The following is an 18533-nucleotide window of genomic DNA, read 5'->3' as shown; positions in this document are numbered from 1 at the left end:
CCTACGTCCGTCGCAACACCACCATCTCGCTGCGGTAGTCGGCGCCCGCGTACCGCCAGGTCGGCAGGATCAGCCCGTGGTGCATGAGCGTGGCGCCGTGCCGGTCGACGCCCTGGGCGTCCCGGTAGACGGCGTCCGGGTCGAGGCCGGCCAGCCGCAGCCGCCGGGGCTGCCGCGGGTCCAGCGTGTACGGGTTGTAGGCGAGCACGACGACCCGGTCACCGAGCGTGTACTGCACGGCCGAGGCGGTGCTGCCGGGCGTGCCGTCCAGCCGGTGCAGGACGCCGTGCTGGATGACCGGCCGCACCGCCTTGTAGTCGGCGACCAGTCGCCGTGCCTCCTCCAGCTCCTCGTCGCTCCACCGGGTCAGGTCGCCGCCGATGCCGAGCGTGCCGGCCATGGCGACGTGGAACCGGTAGCGCAGCGGCACCGCGCGGCCGGTGATCGGGTTGGGGCTGTCGGTGACCCAGCAGGACATGGCGCTCGCCGGGTAGAGGTAGGAGAAGCCCTGCTGGATCGGCTGCCGGTCGCGAGCGTCGGTGTTGTCGGAGGTCCACACCTGGTCCGTACGCCGCAGCACGCCGAAGTCGATCCGGCCGCCGCCACCGGAGCACGACTCGATCCTGAGCCGCGGATGCCTCCGGCGCAGCTCGTCCATGATCGCGTAAACGCCCCTGGTGTGCTCGATCCAGAGCAGGTCGCCGCCCTCGGCCCAGCCGGCCTGGCTGAAGCTGCGGTTCATGTCCCACTTGAGGTAGGCCAGGTCGTGCTCACCGACCAGGCCGTCGAGCCGGCCGAGCGCCCAGGCGCGCACGTCGTCGCGGGCGAAGTTGAGCACCAGCTGGTTGCGCATGGTGTCGCGGCGGCGTCCGGGATAGTGCAGCACCCAGTCGGGATGCTCACGGTAGAGGTCGCTGTCGGGGTTGACCATCTCGGGCTCGACCCAGAGCCCGGGCAGCATGCCCAGCTCGCGGACCCCGGCGAAGAGCGCGCCCAGGCCGCGCGGGAAGCGGTCTGGGTTCGGCCACCAGTCGCCGAGGCCGCGGGTGTCGTCGGTGCGCCTGCCGAACCAGCCGTCGTCCACGACGAACAGCTCCACACCCAGGCCGGCGGCCCTGCGGGCGAGGTCGAGCTGGCCCTGCTCGGTGACGTCGAACCAGGTGGCCTCCCACGAGTTGTAGAGCACCGGCCGTTCCTCGTCCGGGGTGGGCAGCACGTGCCGGCGAGCGTGCTCGTGCCAGGCCCGGCTGGCCGCGCCGTGGCCGCCGTCGGTGTGCAGGCCGAGCGCGGGCGGGGTGCTCAGGGTGGCGCCGGGGGCGAGTGGCCAGGACAGGCCCTCGTGGCCGAACCCGGCGCTGACCGCCACGTCGCCTTCGGGCCGCCGCTGGGTGGTGAGCCGCCACGAGCCGCTCCAGGCCAGCGCCACGCTCCAGACCCGGCCGCTGGTCTCGGTGGCGTCACCGATCATGATCCACGGGTTGGCCTTGTGGGAGGTGGTGCCGGTCCTGCTGGTGAACGTGGTCTCGCCGGGCGGCAGCTCGCCGTGGTGCAGGTGGGTCTCACTCCCCCATCCGCCCGCCACACCGGTGTAGCGGAATCCGGCCTGCTCGGGGATGACCCAGCTCCCGGAGTCGGCCCGCCGCAGCCGCACGGGCTCGGCCGACTCGTTGGTCAGGGTCACCCAGCGTTCGATGACGTCGCAGTCGTCGAAGACGCGGAACCGCAGGCTGACGCGCAGGCCGTAGGCGTGGTCGCGCAGCACGAGGTCGAGCTCGTTCTCGCCGTGGACGGCCTCCTCGAAATGGAGCTCGACCGAACGCACGCCGCCCGGGTAGACGGCCTGCAGCGACGGCACGCCCCAGCGGCGGCCGCCGTCGACGGGCAGCAGCTCGGCGGCGTCCGCGGGGTCGAGGAAACCGGTGGGGATCCCGCCCGGCAACGGGTCGGTGAGCTGGCCGAGCGCCGCGACGGGCGGGCGCGGGCCCCAGTAGTGCTGGACGACGCGGGTCTCCCCGCCTGTCCAGGCGCGCGGCTCCGCACCTGTCCCGTCGTCTGGCTCGACGTCTGTCTCGATGGCTGGCTCGACGGCTGTCGCCGGATCTGTCTCGACGCTGAAGACGTACGCGGTGGCCGGGGTGAGCGCCGCCCAGGTGTGGTCGCGGCCGGGTACCGGGATGAGGGGCATGCTGAGATCGTCGGACGGCCGGGCACCGGCCGTCAACGCGGGCACACCCCCTGGAGCGCGATCAGGGACGCCGGCCGCGCAGCTCCCGGTAGGCGCGCACGAGCTGCTCGGTGGACGCGTCGGGGAAGGCGACCGGCGGCTCCTCGGAGGTGAGCGCGGGCGCCAGGTCGAGCGCCATCTTCTTGCCCAGCTCGACGCCCCACTGGTCGAAGGAGTCGATGCCCCAGATGGTGCCCTCTACGAACACGATGTGCTCGTAGAGCGCGACGAGCTGGCCCAGCGTGAAGGGGGTGAGCTTGGGCGCCAGGATCGTCGAGGTGGGCCGGTTACCTGGCATCACCTTGTGCGGGACGAGCCCGGCCGGCGCGCCCTCGCCCGCGATCTCCTCGGCGGTCTTGCCGAACGCGAGCGCCGAGGTCTGCGCGAACAGGTTGGCGTTGAGCAGGTCGTGCATGCCCTCGCGGTCCTCGAACGGCTCGGCGAAGCCGATGAAGTCGGCGGGCACCAGCCGGGTGCCCTGGTGGAGCAGCTGGTAGAAGGCGTGCTGGCCGTTGGTGCCGGGCTCGCCCCAGAAGATCTCGCCGGTGGCGGCGGTGACGGGCTCGCCGTCGGCGCGCACCGACTTGCCGTTGGACTCCATGGTCAGCTGCTGCAGGTAGGCCGGGAAGCGGTGCAGCCGCTGGCTGTAGGGCAGGACGGCCCTGGTCTCGGCACCGAAGAAGTCGGTGTACCAGATGCCGAGCAGCCCGAGTATCACGGGCATGTTGGCCCCGAACGGCGCGCCGCGGAAGTGCTCGTCGATGACGTGGAAACCGGCCAGCATCTCGCGGAAGCGCTCGGGCCCGATGGCGAGCATCAGCGACAGGCCGATGGCACCGTCGTAGGAGTAGCGCCCGCCCACCCAGTCCCAGAAGCCGAACATGTTCGCCGTGTCGATGCCGAACTCGGCGACCTTGGCGGCGTTGGTGGAGACGGCCACGAAGTGCCGGGCGACGGCGTCCTCGCCGAGCGCGCCGACCAGCCAGTCGCGGGCGACCTTGGCATTGGTGAGGGTCTCAAGCGTGGTGAACGTCTTGGAGCTGATCACGAACAGCGTGGTCGCGGGGTCGAGCCCGGCGAGGTTGCCGGCGATGTCGGCCGGGTCGATGTTGGAGACGAACCTGGCCTGGACGCCCGCGTCGGCGTAGTCGCGCAGCGCCTCGTAGGCCATGGCCGGGCCCAGGTCGGAGCCGCCGATGCCGATGTTGACCACCGTCGTGATCGGCTGCCCGGTGGCGCCGCGCCACTCGCGGGAGCGGACCCGGTCGGCGAAGGCGCTCATCCTGCCGAGCACCTCGTGCACGTCGGCGGTCACGTCCTGGCCGTCGACGACGAGCGCCGCGCCGGGCGGCGTCCGCAGCGCCACGTGCAGCACCGCCCGGTCCTCGCTGACGTTGATGTGGTCGCCGCGGAACATGGCCTCGACGCGCTCGCGCAGCCCGGCCCGCTCGGCCAGCGCCACCAGCAGGTCGATGGTCTCGGGTGTCGCCCGGTGCTTGGAGTAGTCGAGGAGGAGGTCACCGGCGGTCAGCGTCATCCGCCCGGCGCGGCCGGGGTCCTCGGCGAACAGCTCGCGAAGGTGCCTGCCCGTCAGCTCCTCGTGATGCTTGGCCAGTGCCGTCCACTCGTGGCTCTGGGTGATGTCGCCGCCCACGTCTTCCTCCTCGTACGGTCGAAAACCGATCACATGCTGCCGTAACCCCGTACCCGGCTGGGACGATTCCGCGCACGGCGGAGTGACTTTGCCGTCAGTGGGAGTCGCGTCCCACGCCGTCGCCGCTCGACCCGGTGAGGAAGTCGAGGTCGGCTCCCCGGTCGGCCTGGGTGACGTGGTCGACGTAGAGGCGTTCCCAGCCGCGTACGGGGCGGGCGTGGCCGGTCATGACCGGCTCGCGGGCGGCGAGTTCGCCGGCGGGCAGGTCCACGTCGAGGCGGCGGGCGGCCACGTCGAGCACGATGGGGTCGCCGGTGCGCACCCGGGCCAGCGGCCCGCCCGCGGCGGCCTCCGGCGCGACGTGCAGGACGACCGTGCCGTAGGCGGTGCCGCTCATCCGGGCGTCGCTGATCCGCACCATGTCGCGCACCCCCTTGGCCAGCAGTCTGGCGGGCAGCGGCAGGTTGCCGACCTCCGGCATGCCCGGGTAGCCCCTGGGCCCGCAGCCGCGCAGCACCAGCACGGACGTCTCGTCCACGTCGAGGTCGGGCGAGTCGAGCCGGGCGTGGACGTCCTCGACGCCGTCGAAGACGACGGCCCGGCCGCGGTGCCGGAGCAGCTCGGGCGAGGCGGCGGCGGGTTTGATCACGGCTCCGTCGGGGGCGAGGTTTCCGCGCAGGACCGCGATGCCCGCGTCGGGCAGCAGCGGGTCGGCACGCCGCCTGATGACGGTCTCGTCCCAGATGGCGGCGTCCGCGAGGTACTCGACGAGCGGCCGGCCGGTGACGGTCGGCGCGGCGGGGTCGAGCAGGTCCTCGACCTCCTTCAGCAGGGCGAGCAGCCCGCCCGCCCGGAACAGGTCGTCCATCAGGTGGCGGCCGGCGGGCTGGAGGTCGGCGAGCAGCGGCACCCCGGAGCCCGTGCGGTCGAAGTCGTCGAGGGTGAGCGGGACGCCCAGCCGGCCGGCGATGGCCAGCAGGTGGACGACCGCGTTGGTGGAGCCGCCGATCGCGGCGAGGGTCACGATCGCGTTCAGGAACGAGCCCCGGGTCATCACGTCGCTCGGGCGGCGGCCCTGGCGCACCAGGTCGACGGCGAGCCGGCCGGTCTCGTGGGAGCGCTGGAGCAGCCTGCTGTCGGGGGCGGGGGTGCCGGCCGTGCCGGGCAGGGTCATGCCGAGGGCCTCGGCCACGCAGGCCATGGTGGAGGCGGTGCCCATCGTGTTGCAGTGGCCGCGGCTGCGGATCATCGACGACTCCGAGCGCAGGAACGCCTCGCGGGACAGCGTGCCGGCGCGCACCTCCTCGCTGAGCCGCCACACGTCGGTGCCGCAGCCCAGGGGCACGCCGCGGAAGTGGCCGGTCAGCATCGGGCCGCCGGGCAGCACGACCGCGGGCAGGTCGACCGAGGCGGCGGCCATGAGCAGCGACGGGATCGTCTTGTCGCAGCCGCCGAGCAGCACCACGCCGTCGACGGGGTTGGCGCGCAGCATCTCCTCGGTGGCCATGGCGGCGAGGTTGCGCCAGAGCATCGCGGTAGGCCGGACGTTGGTCTCGCCGAGGGAGACGACCGGCAGGTTGAGCGGGATCCCACCGGCCGCCCACACGCCCTGCTTCACGCTTTCGGCGATCTCGTTCAGGTGGGAGTTGCAGGGGGTGAGGTCGGAGGCGGTGTTGGCGATCGCGATGTGCGGCCGCTCGCCGTCGAACGCCTCGTCCGGCAGGCCGCGGCGCATCCAGGCGCGGTGGATGTAGGAGTTTCGGTCGTCACCTGAGTACCAGCGCGCACTGCGAAGACCCATATCCGGCACCATATCGCGACCTGTCCGGATATCCAGGGGGACACCGGACGCCGGCCGGGGATCGAACCGGACGCCGGACGGCCGGGGACCGGCCGGCAAACGAACGGGGGGCCGGGAGCGAACGGGGCTCGGCCGGGAACGAGCGGCGGATGCCGGAGGCCGAGCGCCGGGGTCAGGCGCGGTCAGGCGCGGTCGGCGGACCCGCTGGCGGGCCGGAACCGCTCGGCGCGGCCTCCGGGCAGTTTCTTGGCGATGAGGACGGTGGTGCCGGCGGGCCCGGTCGCGAAGACGGCGCCGTCGGTGAGCCGGCGGATCAGCCAGATGCCGCGGCCGCCGAGCTGCGAGGGCTCCGGCAGCTCGGACTCGTCGAGGTAGCGCGAGGGGATGCCGCCGCCGGAGTCTCTGACCTCGCAGAGCAGGGTCTCGCCCTCGCGCCACAGGCGCAGCCGGCCCTGCCCGCCGCCGTGGGCCAGGACGTTGACCAGGCACTCGTTGACCGCCATGACGAAATCTTCGAGCCGCTCGCCGAGCAATCCCTGCTCGCGTGCGTGATGGTGGACCGCGGCGCGTGTGTCGGCCAGACTGCTCTCCGCGAAGAACGTGACGAGCAGCGGTGGGGGGTCCACATCACCAGAGTCCGCGTTCACCCGCCCGCCTACCAGAGCTGAATGGGGCCCTATGGCACAGCGCCCTCGCGTTCGGAGAGGTCCATGGCGATGTGTACGGCGGTGCCATCCGGGCCGGTCGTAAGGGCGACCTTATCGGCCAGGCGGCGGATCAGCCAAATGCCCCAGCCTCCCAGCGAGGACGGCGGCGGCGGATCGGTGCGGTCCAGCCGTCGCGCGGGGATGCCGGGCCCCCGGTCCTCGATCTCGCAGTGCAGGACGCCGCCCTGGCACCACGCGCGCAGCCGGCCGCGCCCGCCGCCGTGGGCGACGGCGTTGACCATGGCCTCGTTCACCACCAGCGCGAGGTCGATCACCCGCTCGGGCGGCATTCCCCGCGCCCGGGCCAGGCTCATCGTGGCGGCGCGCGCCCGCGGAATGTTCTTGCGGGTGAAGGGAATGGCGAACGCCTGCTCGTCTGCTCTCCTGGTCTCCATGACGCCTCGCTGCTCGACGGGTTCGCATCCTCTGCCCAGGAGAGGCGATCTAATCCGATTGAGCCGTCAGTTTGGAGGAATCAGCTAGTCATGGACCAAATCGACGCCTTCTGGCGTGCGGCGAACTACCTGTCCGTAGGCCAGATCTACCTGCTCGACAACCCGCTGCTGACCGAGCCCCTCCGGCCCGAGCAGATCAAGCCGCGCCTGCTCGGCCACTGGGGCACCACGCCGGGGCTGAACTTCTGCTTCGCCCACCTCAACCGGCTCATCAAGGAGCACGACCAGGACATGATCTACGTCGTCGGCCCCGGGCACGGGGGCCCGGCGGCCGTGGCGCTGTCCTGGCTGGAGGGCTCCTACTCCGAGAAGTACCCGAACGTGTCGCAGGACGCGCCGGGCATGCGGCGGCTCTTCCGCCAGTTCTCCTTCCCCGGCGGCATCCCGAGCCACGTCGCGCCCGAGACGCCGGGCTCCATCAATGAGGGCGGCGAGCTGGGCTACAGCCTGGCGCACGCGTTCGGCGCGGCGTTCGACAACCCCGATCTGATGGTGGCGTGCGTCATCGGCGACGGGGAGGCGGAGACCGGCCCGCTGGCCGCCAGCTGGCACTCCAACAAGCTGCTCAACCGCCGGCGCGACGGCGTGGTGCTGCCGATCCTGCACCTCAACGGATACAAGATCGCCAATCCCACCATCCTGGCCCGGATCCCGCTGGAAGAGCTGATCAAACTCATGGAGGGGTACGGCTACCGGCCCCACCTCGTGGGCCCGGACCACCTGGAGATGGCGACCACGCTCGACCAGGCCTACTCCGAGATCGCCGCCTACAAGGCCGGCCAGGCCGACCGGCTGCCGATGATCATCCTTCGGACGCCGAAGGGCTGGACCGGGCCCCGCGAGGTCGACGGCCTGCCCGTCGAGGGGACGTGGCGCTCGCACCAGGTGCCGCTCACCGACGTACGGAACCGGCCGGACCGGCTGGCCCAGCTGGAGGAGTGGATGCGCTCCTACCGGCCGGAGGAGCTGTTCGATACCGACGGCCGCCCGGTGCCCGAGATCCTGCGGTCGGTGCCGGTGGGTCCGCGCCGGATGAGCGCCAACCCGCACGCCAACGGCGGCGAGCTGCTGCAGCCGTTGCGGCTGCCCGACTTCCGGCCGTACGCGGTCGAGGTGAAGGCGCCGGCCACCCAGTCGACCGAACCGACCCGGGTGCTGGGCGGGCTGCTGCGCGACGTCATCGCCGCCAACCCGTCGATCTTCCGGCTCATGGGGCCCGACGAGACCGCCTCCAACCGGCTCTCGGACGTCTTCTCAGTCACCGACCGGGCCTGGGACGCGGCCATCGAGCCGACCGACGAGCACCTGGCCCCCGGCGGGCAGGTCATGGAGGTGCTGAGCGAGCACCTGTGCCAGGGCTGGCTGGAGGGCTACCTGCTGACCGGGCGGCACGGCCTGTTCAACTGCTACGAGGCGTTCATCCACATCGTCGACTCGATGTTCAACCAGCACGCCAAGTGGCTGGAGATCTCCCAGAAGATCCCGTGGCGGCTGCCGGTGGCCTCGCTCAACTATCTGCTGTCCTCGCACGTCTGGCGGCAGGACCACAACGGCTTCAGCCACCAGGACCCGGGCTTCCTGGACGTGGTGGTCAACAAGAAGGCCGAGGTCGTGCGCGTCTACCTGCCGCCGGACGCCAACACGCTGCTGTCGGTGGGCGACCACTGCCTGCGCTCGCGCAACTACGTGAACGTGATCGTGGCGGGCAAGCAGCCGGTGCTCGACCTGTTCACCATGGACGAGGCCATCGCCCACTGCACCCGAGGGCTGGGCATCCTGCCGTGGGCCTCGACCGACGCCGGGGACGACCCGGACGTGGTGCTGGCCTGCGCCGGCGACGTGCCCACCCTGGAGACGCTCGCCGCCGCCGCGCTGCTGCGCGAGCACCTGCCGCAGCTGAGGGTCCGCGTCGTCAACGTGGTCGACCTGATGCGCCTGCAGCCGCATACGGAGCACCCGCACGGCATGACGGACACCGAGTTCGACACGCTGTTCACCGCCGACCGGCCGGTCGTCTTCAACTTCCACGGCTACCCGTCGCTGATCCACCAGCTCACCTATCGCCGCAACGGGCACTCCAACCTGCACGTGCGCGGCTACAAGGAGGAGGGCACCACGACGACGCCGTTCGACATGGTCATGCTCAACGACATCGATCGCTTCCACCTGGTCATGGACGTGATCGACCGCGTCCCCGGCCTCGGCAGCACCCAGGCGCACCTGCGCCAGCACATGGTGGACACCCGGCTGCGGGCGCGCGCCTACACCCGTGAGCACGGCGAGGACCTTCCGGAGATCAGTGGATGGACATGGCCGAACGCATTCTCGTCGTGAACACCGGCTCCTCCTCGATCAAGTACGAGCTGATCGACGTCGAGACCCGCGGCCGCCCGGCCCGGGGCCTGGTCGAGCGGATCGGGGAGGAGCGGGGCCGGCTCACGCACCACTGCGGCGACGATCCGCCGTACGAGAGGGAGGGGCGCTTCCCCGGGCACACGGAGGGGCTGGCCGCGGTGCTGAAGGCGTTCGCCGAGAGGGGACCGGAGCTCGACCCGGTGGCGGTGGGGCACCGGGTGGTGCACGGCGGCACGTTGTTCCGGGATCCGGTGCTGGTCGACGACCGCGTGATCGCCGGGATCGAGGAGCTCGCGCCGCTCGCGCCGCTGCACAACCCGGTCAACCTGATCGGGATCCGGGCGGCGCAGGACGCCTTCCCGGGGGTGCCGCAGGTGGCGGTGTTCGACACGGCCTTCCACCAGACGCTGTCGCCGGCGGCGTACACGTACGCGGTCCCCGAGGAGTGGGGGGTGCGGCGATTCGGCTTCCACGGCACGTCCTGCGCGTACGTGTCGGAGCGGGCGGCGGCGATGCTGGGGCGCGAACCGGAGCGGACCAGCATGATCGTGCTGCACCTGGGCAACGGCGCGAGTGCCACCGCGATCATGGGCGGCCGGAGCGTGGACACCTCCATGGGGCTGACGCCGCTGGAGGGGCTCGTCATGGGCAGCCGCTCGGGCGACGTCGACCCCGCCCTGCCCGGCTACCTGCAGCGGGTGACCGGGATGGACGGCGAGGCCACCGAGCAGGCGCTGACCCGCCGCGGCGGCCTGCTCGCGCTCGCCGGTCACTCCGACATGCGGGAGGTACGGCGGCGCGCGGCCGGCGGCGACGAGCGGGCGCGCCTCGCCCTGGACGTCTACACGCGCCGGATCCGCAAGTACGTGGGCGCCTACTACGCGCTGCTCGGCCGGGTGGACGCGATCGTCTTCACCGGTGGCGTGGGCGAGCACGACGCCGCCACCCGCGCCGCCGCGACGGAGGGCCTGGAGCGGCTCGGCATCACCGTGGATCCGGCGCTCAACCAGGCCGAGTCCACCGGCGAACGCGCCGTGTCGCCCCCGGGCTCCGAGGTGACGGTGCTCGTCATCCCGACCGACGAGGAGTGGGAGATCGCCCGCCAGGCGCTGACCCTCTTGTGAACCCGACTTCTCACGAAGTATGACGACATGAGGTGAAGTTGTATGGCAGTCCCGGCATTGGGCCTACCATCTGTGCGTTGCCCGGAGATCAGGCCGCTTCCTACGGAACGGACAGATCTCCCAAACTGCTAAAGTAACCGCGAAATGCGTAAAACGGGTGGGTGGGATAGACGGTGGAGGTCGAGCAGACGGCGTTGCCCGGTATCGGGTTGCGTCACGAGTTCACTACGCGGTCAGGCCAGCGGATCGGTGTCATCTCACACCGGACCGGACGACGGGATCTGGTCATCTATGACAGCGAAGACCCTGACCGGGTGTGCGACTCGGTCAAGCTCAACGACGAAGAGGCCGACGCGCTGGCCGAGCTCCTCGGCGCTCCGCGCATCGTGCAGCGCCTCAACGCCCTCCACGAGCAGGTGGAGGGCCTGGTGAGTCTGCAGATTCCGATCCCGTCCGGCTCCCCGTACGTGGGGCGGCCGATGGCCGACGCGCGCGTGCGGACGCGCACCAGCGCCTCGATCGTCGCGGTGGTGCGGAGCGGGCGGGTCTTCGCCAGCCCCGCCCCCGACTTCGTGTTCGACGAGAACGACGTCGTCGTCGTCGTGGGCAGCGCGGACAGCACCTCCGAAGTGACCGACATCCTGGCGCACGGGTAGGGCCGAGGGTGCACCATACCGCCATCCTTTTCCTCGAATTCGGTGCTGTTCTGCTGGGATTGGGCGTGCTCGGCGCGCTCGCGCTGCGCGTCGGCATCTCGCCCATCCCGCTCTACCTGATCGCCGGCCTCGCCTTCGGCACCGGCGGAGTGCTCCCGCTGGCCACCAGCGAGGATTTCATCTCCGTCGGCGCCGAGATCGGCGTCGTGTTACTCCTGCTCACACTGGGCCTGGAGTACAACGCCGACGAACTCGTGGCGAGCCTCAAGGGCAACGCCCCCGCCGGCATCGTCGACCTGGTGCTCAACGCCGCGCCCGGCGCCATCTGCGCGCTGCTGCTCGGCTGGGGGCCGGTCGCCGCCGTGGCGATGGCCGGCGTCACCTATGCCACCTCCTCCGGCATCACCGCCAAAGTGCTGTCCGATCTGGGGTGGATAGGTAACCGCGAGACCCCGACCGTCCTGTCCTTGCTGGTCTTCGAAGACCTGACGATGGCGGTCTACCTGCCGGTGCTGACCGCCATGCTGGCCGGTCTGAGCCTGGCCGCCGGGGCCGTCACGGTGGCGATCGCGCTGGCCACGGTGAGCGCCGTCCTGCTGATCGCACTGCGCTTCGGCAAGTGGATCGAGGCGTTCGTCTCCAGCCCCAACAACGAGGTGCTGCTGCTGAAGATCGTCGGGCTCGCGCTGCTGGTGGCCGGGCTGGCGCAGCAGCTGCAGGTCTCGGCGGCCGTCGGCGCCTTCCTGGTCGGCATCGCGCTGTCGGGACAGCTGGCCCACGACGCGCAGGCGCTGCTGGCGCCCCTGCGCGACCTGTTCGCCGCGGTGTTCTTCGTCTTCTTCGGCCTGCAGACCGATCCCACCAAGATGCTCCCGGTGGCCGGGCTGGCCGCGCTGCTGGCCCTGATCAGCATGATCACCAAGCTGCTGACCGGCGCGTACGCGGCCCGCCGGGCGGGCATCGCGACGGCCGGCCGGGCCCGCGCGGGCATCGCGCTCATCCCGCGCGGTGAGTTCAACATCGTCATCGCCGGCCTGGCGGTGGCCGCCGGCGTGCATCCCGACCTGGGACCGCTGGCCGCCACGTACGTCCTCATCCTGGCGGCGTTCGGACCGCTCGCGGCCAAGGCCGTGCAGCCGCTGATCACGGCCATCGCCAAACGCGCCTGACCCGCTACCGCCGGCCCGGCCGGACGTCGTCGGTGATTTCTGTCGGTGGGGGGTGGCAGGCTGCTGGGGCGAGCCGGTGGCCGGCCCGCGGTGAGGAGATCCAGATGGAACAGCAGGAAGTCACGGACAGCCCGGTCGCCTGGGTGGCCGAGCACGTCCAGAAATATGTCGACAGCGACGGTGCTTCCGGGCAGCGCTACCAGGGCATAGACGCCCTGCTGCTCATCACCCGGGGCCGCCGGACGGGCATTCTGCGCCGCACCGCGCTCTTCTATGGCAGCGACGGCGACCGCTACGTCGTCGTCGGCTCCAACGGCGGGCTGGCCGAGCACCCCTCGTGGTTCCACAACATCGTGGCCGACCCTGACGTGCGGGTGCAGGTGGGCGCCGACAAGTTCGCCGCCCGCGCCCGCTTGGCGGAGGGAGCGGAGCGCGCCCGGCTGTGGGAGCTGATGCTGAAAGTCTTTCCCACCTACGCGAATATGCGGAAGAAGACCGAGCGCGAGCTGCCCGTGGTGGTGATCGAGCGATCAGCTCCGCCGGCCAGCTGATCGCGTGTGCCCGCTGACCCCGTATGGGCCGCTCAACCCGACACCGCGCGCAGACCGCCGGGACGGCGACCGGTCAGGCGGTCGAGTGCGAGCGCGGTCGCGTCGTCGGCCGGAAGGTAGACGACCAGGTGCTGCCCGTCTTTCACCGGTAGCTCCAGCGTCTCGTAGGCCAGGCGCAACTCCCCCGCCTCGGGGTGCGTCAGCCGCTCGACCCCGGTGGGTGACGGCGGCCCGGCCGGTGCGGCCAGGCGGTCGGCGAACGGGGCGCCCGCGACGATGGTCAGCTCGTCGGCGAGGTGCGACACGTGCGGGTCATCGCGGGACGATTCGAGCTTGAGCATCGCCACCAGCTCGTCGGCGACGCGCTCCCAGTCGGGGTAGAGGGCACGCGCACGGGAGTCGGTGAACACGAACCTGACCAGGCTGGGCGGGTCACCGTCGAGCAGGCCGAGGGGGCCCGCCAGGCGTTCGTAGCCGGACGTGCGGGCGAGCACCTCGCCGAGGCGGTTGAGCAGCAGAGCCGGTGCGGGCTCCAGCCGGTCGAGCAGCGCCCGCACCGTCGGCCGCACCGAACGGGCGGGCGGCACTCCGGCCGGGCAGAGGACGTCGCCGGCGGCTCCCTTGGTCAGGCGGCGCAGATGGATCCGCTCGTCCGGGTCCAGGCGCAGCGCGTCGGCGAGCGCGCCGAGGACCTGCGCCGACGGGTGGCGGTCGCGCCCCTGCTCCAGCCGTGCGAGGTATTCGACGCTCACCCCGGCCAGCGTCGCCAGCTCGGACCGGCGCAGCCCCGGTGTGCGCCGCCGGGCACCGGCGGGCAGCCCGACGTCGGCGGGGGTGACGGCTTCGCGGCGGTCGCGCAGGTAGGCGCCCAGCTCGTTGATGGTCACGGGTGGACACTACCGGCTGCCTGATCCCGGAGGGTGGCCCTGACAGTGCCCGTCTCGGCCCGGCCTTCCAGCCCCTCGCCGATCACCGCCAGCCTGATGGCAGCGGCGCCCGACCTGCGGACGCCGGCGAATCGACGGGAGTTCGGCATGTCCGATCAGAATCTCAAGCTCGTGGTGGTGCTCGGCAGCGTCAGGGAGGGCCGGTTCGGCGCGATGATCGCCGAGTGGTTCACCGGCGAGGTCCGGCGGCACGGCCGGTTCGACCTCGACGTCCTCGACCTGGCCGAGGTCACCCTGCCGGTCGCGCTGCCCGCCGACCCGGACGACCTGAAGGTCCCCGGCAGGCGCCCGGCCGAGCTGGCCGCCCTCGCCGGGCGGCTGGCCGGGGCCGACGCGTTCGTCGTGGTCACGCCCGAGTACAACCACAGCTTCCCCGCCTCGATCAAGCACCTGATCGACTGGCACTTCACCGAATGGCAGGCCAAGCCGGTGGGCTTCGTCTCCTACGGCGGCATGGGCGGGGGCCTGCGGGCGGTGGAGCACCTGCGCGGGGTGTTCGCGGAGATGCACGCGGTGACCGTGCGGCACACCGTGAGCTTCGACCGGCCCTGGGAGCGCTTCGGCGCCGACGAGCGCCCGGTGGACCCCGACGGGCCGGGCGGCGCCGCCAAGATGCTGCTCGACCAGCTCGGCTGGTGGGGCTCCGTGCTGCACGACGCGCGGCTCGCCACTCCCTACACGCATTGAACGGAGCCACCCCCCGGCCGGTCGTGAAAGGCTGGAGGCAGGACTGACAGCGGAGGCCGACGTGAGCGACGAGTTCGATGTGATCGTGGTGGGCGCCGGTCCCGCCGGTGAGAACGTGGCGGATCGGGTGGTGCGGGGCGGGCTCACGGCCGCCATCGTGGAGCCGCGGCTGGCCGGCGGCGAATGCTCCTACTGGGCGTGCGTGCCCAGCAAGGCGCTGCTGCGCCCGGTCGACCTGGTCGCCGAGGTCGGCAGGGTGCCCGGCCTGTCGATCGGGCCCATCGACGCGGGCGCGGTGCTGGCCAGGCGCGACGAGGCGGTGTCCCACTACGACGACGCCGGCCAGGTGCGGTGGATCGAGGGCGTGCCCGCTGAGTTCGTCCGCGGGCGCGGGCGGCTCGACGGCGCCCGGCGCGTACGGGTGAGCGTGCCGGACGGCTCCGAGCGGGTGCTGACCGCCCGGCACGCCGTGGTCCTGGCGACGGGCAGCACGGCCGCGGTCCCACCGGTGCCGGGGCTGCGCGAGGCGGCCCCCTGGACGAGTCACGAGGTCACCGCGGCCACGTCGGTGCCCGAGCGGCTGACCGTGATCGGCGGCGGCGTGGTGGCCTGCGAGATGGCCCAGGCCATGCACGGCCTCGGCGCGCGGCAGACCACCGTGCTGGTGCGCGGCGACAGGCTGCTGGACAGGATGGAGCCGTTCGCCGGCGAGTTGCTCGCCGAGTCGTTCGCCGACGCGGGCATCGAGGTGCGGACCCACACCGAGGCGGTCCGGGTGGAGCGGCCGGAGCCGGGCGGCAAGGTGACCGTGCACCTGCCGGACGGCCCGCCGATCGAGTCCGACGAGCTGCTGGTGGCGACCGGCCGCGTCCCCGCGACGACCGGGATCGGCCTGGAGACGATCGGCCTGCCCGGCAAGGGCACGGTCGAGGTGGACGACAGCATGCGGGCGACCGCCGTCGGGGACGGCTGGCTCTACGCGGTCGGCGACGTCAACGGGCGCGCTCTGCTGACGCACATGGGCAAGTACCAGGCGCGGCTCTGCGGCGACGTCATCGCCGCGCGGGCCCGGGGCGAGCGCGACGACCTGCCGTCCCTGCGTGACACGGCCGACGCGTACGGTCCGCCGCAGGTGGTGTTCACCGACCCGCAGATCTGCTCGGTGGGGCGCACCGAGGCCGCGGCCCGCGCGGCGGGCTTCCAGGTGCGGGCGGTGGAGTACGACCTGGGCTCGGTCACGGGCGCCTACCTCCTCGGCGACGGCTACCGGGGCCGGGCCAAGATGGTGGTGGACGAGGAGCGGCGGGTGCCGCTCGGGGTGACGTTCGCCGGGCCGGGCGTGGCGGAGCTGCTGCACTCGGCGACGATCGCGGTGACCGGCGAGGTGCCGCTGGACCGGCTGTGGCACGCGGTGCCGGCCTTCCCGACTGTCAGCGAGGTGTGGCTGCGGCTGCTGGAGGCCTACGGGCTCTGACGGGAGGTCAGTCCTTCCGGCTCTCGGCGGCGCGGCGGTTCTTCCGGTTCTCGGCGACGCGGCGGCCGGCGAAGATCAGCAGGCTGAGCACGACGAGCACGAGCACCACGTTGGAGGCGCCGCCCACGTAGGTCTGCACCAGCGACCACTGCTCGCCGAGCAGATACCCGGCCAGCACGAGCACGGTGTTCCAGATGAGGCTGCCCAGGGCGGTGAGCAGCGAGAAGGCGGCCAGCGGCATCCGCTCCAGGCCGGCCGGGATGGAGATCACACTGCGGAAGAACGGGACCATGCGGCCCAGGAAGACGGTCCGTCGGCCGTGGCGGGCGAACCAGTCCTCGGCCTTCTCCACGTCGGCGGGCTTGAGCAGCGGGATCTTGGCGGCGAGGGCGAGGGTGCGCCGCCTGCCGAGCAGCGCCCCGACGCCGTACAGGATGAGCGCCCCGGTCAGCGAGCCGATCGTGGTCCAGACCAGCACCTCCCACAGGGTCATCTCCCCCCGGGAGGCGGCGAAGCCGGCCAGCGGCAGGATGACCTCGCTGGGCAGCGGCGGGAACAGGTTCTCCAGCGCGACGAGGAACCCGGCGCCGGGCGCCCCGAGCGATTCCATGAGTCCGACCGCCCAGCCCGCGATGCCGTCAGGGGTCGTGGCGGGGTTCGTGGATGTCGTCAACGCCGCTCCTGGGGTTCTCGCGTGGCCGGAGCATGACTCCTAACCGCTGGGCGCCGTTGTATGCGTGGCCGTCGCCCGCGGCGGGCGAGATCAGCGGCGCAGGGGCTCTCCCACCGCGTGCAGGTGGCGCAGGGCCTGGCCCCACGACGCGAGCAGCCCGCACTCGGTGTAGTTCACGCCCAGCGCCGCGCAGTGCTCCCGCACGAGGGGTCGTGCCCGGCGCAGGTTGACGCTCGGCATGCTCGGGAACAGGTGGTGCTCGATCTGGTGGTTGAGCCCGCCCAGGGCGGTGTCGACCAGGAGTCCTCCGGTCACGTTGCGGGAGGTGAGGACCTGGCGGCGGAGGAAGTCCAGCCGGTCGCCGGCGGTGAGCACCGGCATGCCCTTGTGGTTGGGCGCGAACACGCACCCGAGGTAGACGCCGAAGAGCGCCTGGTGCACGATCATGAACACCACCGCCTTGCCCACCGGCAGCATCGCGAGGATCCCGCCGAGATAGAGGGCGAAGTGGGCGAACAACAGCAGCGCCTCGGCCCACCGGTTCCGCAGCGTGGGGCGGCGCAGCCCGCGCACGCTCGACACGTGCAGGTTGACGCCCTCCAGCGTCAGCAGCGGGAAGAACAGGAACGCCTGGCGGCGGCCGATGAACCTGGCCAGGCCGCTGCTGGCCTCGGCCTGCCTCACCGACCAGATCAGCACGTCGGGCGAGACGTCGGGGTCGTGGTCCTCGTGGTTGGGGTTGGCGTGGTGGCGGGTGTGCTTGTCCTGCCACCAGCCGTAGCCGAGGCCGATGCCGAGGTTGCCGACCAGCAGACCGGCCGTCGCGCTCGCCCGGCGGGTGCGGAAGACCTGACCGTGCGCCAGGTCGTGGGCCAGCAGCGCGACCTGCCCGAACATCACGGCCAGGAACACGGCGACGGCGAGCTGCCACCAGGAGTCGCCGATCAGGGCGAAGGCGACCCACCCCCCGGCGAACAGGCCGCCTACGACGGCGATCCGCGCCGCGTAGTAGCCGGGTCGGCGCTCCAGCAGGCCCGCCTCGGCGACGCGCCGCGACAACCGCGCGAAGTCGCTTCCCCTCTCGTCACGTTCGGCAGGAGGGCTCATGGCTCTCACGGATGTCACGGTTCCTCCGATGCGGGAGCGAGTGGTAGGCCCCCAGCATGGTCGCTCAGCGGAGGAAACGGAGCCCTGCGCGCACCCCGGCCCGTGGTAGTGCCAGCCTTACCATCCGGATCGTCCTGGAATGGCCCGTCCACCGGCTGACCGGGGGATAATGCCGGTTGTGAGCCGATAGGTTGGCCCGGGCGTCGGGAAGCTGGGTCGGTGTTCGTTCACCTCGGGAGGACCCCCATGCGTGCCATCGACCTCGTCACCGAGTTCCCCACCGTCACGGTCGACACCCCGGTGATCGACGCGGCTCGGCTGCTGGCCGATCAGGATCTGCCCGGCCTGATCGTGGTCGACGAGCGGGGCCGGCCGCTGAGCATCCTGCCGGGCACCCAGGTGCTGCGACTGGCCGTCCCCACCTACTGCATGGACGATCCCGCGCTGGCCCGCGTGGTCGACGAGGCGCACGCCGACCTGTTCCTGCGCTCTCTGGCCCACCGGACCGTTCGGGAGGCGCTGCCGGACAAGCCGCGCGAGCTGCCCGTGAGCGGGCCGGACGCCACGGTGCTGGAGCTCGCGGCGCTGATGGCGCGTACGCACAGCCCCCTGGTCGCCGTGGTCGAGGGCGGCTCGGTGCGCGGGGCCGTGACCCTGCAGGCGCTGGTGGATCGCCTGGTCCGGGGCTGAGGGAGCTCCCGCGTCGCGGAGCGGTAGATCACATATGCCGTCAACGCGACATGCCTGTTACGGTAGGCCACTGCCCCGGGGAAGCCGGCCGGCAGATCAGTGCTGAAGCCGTTTGACATCCTCCCCCGCCTGAAGACGGGGGATTCCAACGGCAACTACCCCACGAGGAGGAGGTCGCGTTGAGGTTCGCGGTTCATCGGCTCGCCCAATGGCGAGCCTCCCCGCGCAGCAACCGCATGCCCCGCGGCCGTGTCGCGTA

The 18533-nt window shown here is 72.0% G+C and carries 16 protein-coding genes; 8 read left to right on the top strand and 8 right to left on the bottom strand.

Annotation, left to right across the window (positions count from 1 at the left end; all coding sequences use genetic code 11):
* Nucleotide 1 precedes the first annotated feature (1 nt).
* The 5 genes from AB0I38_RS25710 to AB0I38_RS25690 all read right to left on the bottom strand — a co-directional run bounded on the left by AB0I38_RS25710 (nt 2) and on the right by AB0I38_RS25690 (nt 6781).
* The gene (locus AB0I38_RS25710) at nt 2-2185 is read right to left on the bottom strand and encodes an alpha-galactosidase (protein ID WP_358472257.1); all 2184 of its coding nucleotides are present in this window, start codon (nt 2183-2185) and stop codon (nt 2-4) included.
* Nucleotides 2186-2246: 61 nt separating this feature from the next.
* The gene (pgi, locus tag AB0I38_RS25705) at nt 2247-3878 is read right to left on the bottom strand and encodes a glucose-6-phosphate isomerase (protein ID WP_358472255.1); all 1632 of its coding nucleotides are present in this window, start codon (nt 3876-3878) and stop codon (nt 2247-2249) included.
* A 94-nt stretch (nt 3879-3972) separates the two neighbouring features.
* Nucleotides 3973-5679: an IlvD/Edd family dehydratase gene (locus AB0I38_RS25700; RefSeq protein ID WP_358472253.1), complete on the bottom strand. Its 1707-nt coding sequence runs from the start codon at nt 5677-5679 to the stop codon at nt 3973-3975.
* Between the two features lie 182 nt (nt 5680-5861).
* Nucleotides 5862-6305: an ATP-binding protein gene (locus AB0I38_RS25695; protein WP_358472251.1), complete on the bottom strand. Its 444-nt coding sequence runs from the start codon at nt 6303-6305 to the stop codon at nt 5862-5864.
* A gap of 50 nt (nt 6306-6355) precedes the next feature.
* Nucleotides 6356-6781 (bottom strand): ATP-binding protein, encoded by a 426-nt coding sequence (locus AB0I38_RS25690; RefSeq protein ID WP_358472249.1) that lies wholly within the window; start codon nt 6779-6781, stop codon nt 6356-6358.
* A 90-nt stretch (nt 6782-6871) separates the two neighbouring features.
* Between AB0I38_RS25690 and AB0I38_RS25685 the strand changes: the two genes are divergently transcribed.
* The 5 genes from AB0I38_RS25685 to AB0I38_RS25665 all read left to right on the top strand — a co-directional run bounded on the left by AB0I38_RS25685 (nt 6872) and on the right by AB0I38_RS25665 (nt 12696).
* On the top strand, nt 6872-9175 hold the full coding sequence (locus tag AB0I38_RS25685) for a phosphoketolase family protein (protein WP_358472248.1): 2304 nt from the start codon (nt 6872-6874) through the stop codon (nt 9173-9175).
* Nucleotides 9151-10320, top strand: coding sequence for an acetate/propionate family kinase (locus AB0I38_RS25680; protein WP_358472247.1), 1170 nt, complete (start codon nt 9151-9153; stop codon nt 10318-10320). The genes AB0I38_RS25685 and AB0I38_RS25680 overlap by 25 nt, the downstream gene beginning before the upstream one ends.
* Before the next feature lie 173 nt (nt 10321-10493).
* Nucleotides 10494-10976 (top strand): cation:proton antiporter regulatory subunit, encoded by a 483-nt coding sequence (locus AB0I38_RS25675; RefSeq protein WP_358472246.1) that lies wholly within the window; start codon nt 10494-10496, stop codon nt 10974-10976.
* 8 nt (nt 10977-10984) lie between these two features.
* On the top strand, nt 10985-12145 hold the full coding sequence (locus AB0I38_RS25670; protein ID WP_358472245.1) for a cation:proton antiporter: 1161 nt from the start codon (nt 10985-10987) through the stop codon (nt 12143-12145).
* 104 nt (nt 12146-12249) lie between these two features.
* The gene (locus tag AB0I38_RS25665; RefSeq protein WP_358472243.1) at nt 12250-12696 is read left to right on the top strand and encodes a nitroreductase family deazaflavin-dependent oxidoreductase; all 447 of its coding nucleotides are present in this window, start codon (nt 12250-12252) and stop codon (nt 12694-12696) included.
* A gap of 32 nt (nt 12697-12728) precedes the next feature.
* Here AB0I38_RS25665 and AB0I38_RS25660 read toward each other — a convergent pair whose 3' ends face one another.
* On the bottom strand, nt 12729-13583 hold the full coding sequence (locus AB0I38_RS25660) for a helix-turn-helix domain-containing protein (protein ID WP_358472242.1): 855 nt from the start codon (nt 13581-13583) through the stop codon (nt 12729-12731).
* A 147-nt stretch (nt 13584-13730) separates the two neighbouring features.
* Between AB0I38_RS25660 and AB0I38_RS25655 the strand changes: the two genes are divergently transcribed.
* A complete protein-coding gene (locus tag AB0I38_RS25655) occupies nt 13731-14330 on the top strand; it encodes an NADPH-dependent FMN reductase (RefSeq protein ID WP_358472240.1) in 600 nt (199 codons plus the stop codon).
* A 61-nt stretch (nt 14331-14391) separates the two neighbouring features.
* Nucleotides 14392-15804: a dihydrolipoyl dehydrogenase family protein gene (locus AB0I38_RS25650; RefSeq protein ID WP_358472238.1), complete on the top strand. Its 1413-nt coding sequence runs from the start codon at nt 14392-14394 to the stop codon at nt 15802-15804.
* A 7-nt stretch (nt 15805-15811) separates the two neighbouring features.
* Here the strand turns inward: AB0I38_RS25650 and AB0I38_RS25645 are convergent, their stop codons facing one another.
* Together AB0I38_RS25645 and AB0I38_RS25640 are read right to left on the bottom strand one after the other, a co-directional pair.
* Nucleotides 15812-16414, bottom strand: coding sequence for a DedA family protein (locus tag AB0I38_RS25645; protein ID WP_358474305.1), 603 nt, complete (start codon nt 16412-16414; stop codon nt 15812-15814).
* Nucleotides 16415-16567: 153 nt separating this feature from the next.
* Entirely contained in the window at nt 16568-17506 is a 939-nt protein-coding gene (locus AB0I38_RS25640; RefSeq protein ID WP_436838783.1) for a fatty acid desaturase family protein, read from the bottom strand.
* Between the two features lie 324 nt (nt 17507-17830).
* Between AB0I38_RS25640 and AB0I38_RS25635 the strand changes: the two genes are divergently transcribed.
* Entirely contained in the window at nt 17831-18274 is a 444-nt protein-coding gene (locus AB0I38_RS25635; protein WP_358472236.1) for a CBS domain-containing protein, read from the top strand.
* Nucleotides 18275-18533: the final 259 nt, after the last annotated feature.

This window comes from Nonomuraea cavernae (genome assembly GCF_040655715.1).
GTDB lineage: Bacteria > Actinomycetota > Actinomycetes > Streptosporangiales > Streptosporangiaceae > Nonomuraea > Nonomuraea cavernae_A.
The sequence above is the reverse complement of the archived record's forward strand: the minus strand, read 5'-3'. Positions and strand labels throughout refer to the sequence as shown.